We start from the raw sequence: 2,151 nt of genomic DNA, 5'->3' as shown, positions 1-2,151 counted from the left end.
CTTCTGTGATTTATTGCGTAAGCGTTGCTTGCCGTAGGCGTCGCATCTCTCTTTAAAAACTGTCCGGAGTATTGTTCCAGAACAGAATAACCCAGAAAATGCAGTAGTTGGTTTCAATATGAAAGCAACGGATCGATGAGCGACAATGGGTTTCAACCTCATAAGATGCGCTGAATTCTCGAATACTAGCTTGCAAGAAGCTAAAATGCCCAATGGCACAATTCATCCTTAGTAAGACTAGCAAATACTGTTTAAATCGATTAAATTGAAATAAAACCGTTGCCTGTTTGTCAGGCAGCGGTTTTTTAAGCAACTAACTGCGCGCCTAAAATTAGTGAGCAGAACCGTTACCGTGATACTTGTCCGTATCGTAGAATCCGTTTTTTGTGCCGAAGAACAGACAGCAAACGGTGAAAACTGCTGTCAAGACTGCTAAAACTAACTTAACGTCCATAATTTACCTGCTGTTGTTGAGTGAGTGCAAATACTCAGATTGTAGAATCTTTTTGGCTGGCGCGGCCATCTACCAGCGTAGCGCCAGATTTGCTGGGGTGCTCGCTGGTGCGGCAGTTTCCTGACGGCGAGACGATTCGGGGAATTATTGTCGAAACCGAAGCTTACGGCCCGGGAGATCCCGCTTGTCACGCTTACCGACAGCGAACTCCTCGCAATCAGGTGATGTTCGGGCCTCCGGGTATGAGCTACGTTTACTTAATCTACGGGATGTATCACTGTTTTAACGTGGTGACGGATGCAGACGGAGTTGCTAGTGCTGTGCTGGTTCGAGCTTTGCAGGTAGATGCGGTTCCCCAAGAATTCGCTGCAATTCCTGAAAAGAAGCGATCGCGCCTCGCCGCCGGACCTGGGAAAGTGTGTAAGGTGCTGGATATCGATCGAACTTTCAGCGGTTTTCCTTTAGGTGCAGGCCAACCGCTGCGGTTGGAACACCGGAGCGAGCACTTTCAGCAAGCTGTGGAGGAGGGTACAATAAATTTTGTGCAAACTACGCGGATCGGGATTTCTCAAGGAATTGATTTGCCTTGGCGGTGGTATGTAGGGAACTCTACTGCTGTGTCACAACTCTAGTAATGTCAAAGGTATCAGTGTAAATTTTGTCGCTTATCTTAGTGAAATTATGGCTTACTCTTCTGAAAATCCGATCGTACAACTCAAGAAATGCCTAACCCTGGTTCAGGATGTTAGCAGCCACGCCGAAGCGAACCGGGCCTTCGAGCAATTGTGCGGGATTATCGATGCTGAAAACCCAATGGCGGCGCAACTTTTGGAGATGTTGTGGGAAGAGGCAATTATGGCGAGACGATCGGCTTTATTTTGGCAGCAAATGAGCGATGTTGAGAAAGATATGGCTAATAGAATGATGGAAAATATGACGCAGATGAGACAAAATTATTTGCGGTTGATGCAGGAAATGTAAGATTTGGTAATGGGTAATTGCTAATGGGTAATTAGTAATTGCCCGGACTCTGCCCGGAAACGAGAAAAACGAGTAGCAGAAGCAGATTTAACGGCGGCGGCGAGACTCATAGTCCACCAGGCAATATGTGCGTATTGAGCGCAGTCAAACCAAGTGAAAGTAAAAATTAAATAAGCAATAGCAACAGCTTCAATACCGCCCATAGACGAATTCAGCGCTAAACATACATAATATCCCCAAACTGCAATACCAGCCAGCAGCCCCAAAATGCCAACAGATAAAGTAGTATCCAGAATCCAATTGTGAGCTTTGTAAGTAGGGATTTCTCTAGTGCTGATTTCACCTTTTATGTTAATATAGTCGTAAGTAAACTCATCTAAATTTACAACAATAGGAGTTACTTGAGGATTTCGGATGTAGGGATAGGCAATGCCGAAACCGTCAAATCCCCATCCAAATAGCGGGCGTTTTTTGATGCCACGGGCTGAGAGTGTCCACATCGGCGATCGGCTTGACATGATTTGTGCGATCGAAGGTTTACTCCAATCTAGCGGCCTGGTGACAGTCATGATGGCAATGGCGATTATGGCGATCGGAACAATGCCTGCAACGATTTTGTAATATTTGCCTCGGAGCAAAGGCTCTCCTGAACTTGCGGTGATATTTTTATCTAATTAGAAAAGCAAGCTAATACGCGTTCTCGAAAATTATCAAAG

4 protein-coding genes are annotated in these 2,151 nt (G+C 45.5%); 2 read left to right on the top strand and 2 right to left on the bottom strand.

The annotated features are described in order from the left end of the window. Nucleotides 1-331: 331 nt before the first annotated feature. Complete coding sequence (locus QUB44_RS30650; protein WP_006633228.1) at nt 332-454, bottom strand: hypothetical protein; 123 nt, start codon at nt 452-454, stop codon at nt 332-334. A gap of 20 nt (nt 455-474) precedes the next feature. Between QUB44_RS30650 and QUB44_RS30645 the strand changes: the two genes are divergently transcribed. Further along, nucleotides 475-1,086: a DNA-3-methyladenine glycosylase gene (locus QUB44_RS30645; protein ID WP_333373663.1), complete on the top strand. Its 612-nt coding sequence runs from the start codon at nt 475-477 to the stop codon at nt 1,084-1,086. Nucleotides 1,087-1,135: 49 nt separating this feature from the next. Then, entirely contained in the window at nt 1,136-1,435 is a 300-nt protein-coding gene (locus QUB44_RS30640) for a hypothetical protein (RefSeq protein ID WP_333373661.1), read from the top strand. Nucleotides 1,436-1,455: 20 nt separating this feature from the next. Here the strand turns inward: QUB44_RS30640 and QUB44_RS30635 are convergent, their stop codons facing one another. Continuing rightward, nucleotides 1,456-2,073: a hypothetical protein gene (locus tag QUB44_RS30635; protein WP_333373658.1), complete on the bottom strand. Its 618-nt coding sequence runs from the start codon at nt 2,071-2,073 to the stop codon at nt 1,456-1,458. Nucleotides 2,074-2,151 lie beyond the last annotated feature (78 nt).

The sequence above is a fragment of the Microcoleus sp. AT3-D2 genome, assembly GCF_036705715.1.
Taxonomy (GTDB): domain Bacteria; phylum Cyanobacteriota; class Cyanobacteriia; order Cyanobacteriales; family Microcoleaceae; genus Microcoleus.
Note: the sequence above shows the minus strand (reverse complement) of the source record. Positions and strands in the feature narration are given on the sequence as shown.

Excerpts from the sequence above, each read along its gene's own strand:
- QUB44_RS30650 (WP_006633228.1), bottom strand. The coding sequence starts at position 454 with ATGGACGTTAAGTTAGTTTTAGCAGTCTTGACAGCAGTTTTCACCGTT.
- QUB44_RS30640 (WP_333373661.1), top strand. The coding sequence starts at position 1,136 with ATGGCTTACTCTTCTGAAAATCCGATCGTACAACTCAAGAAATGCCTA.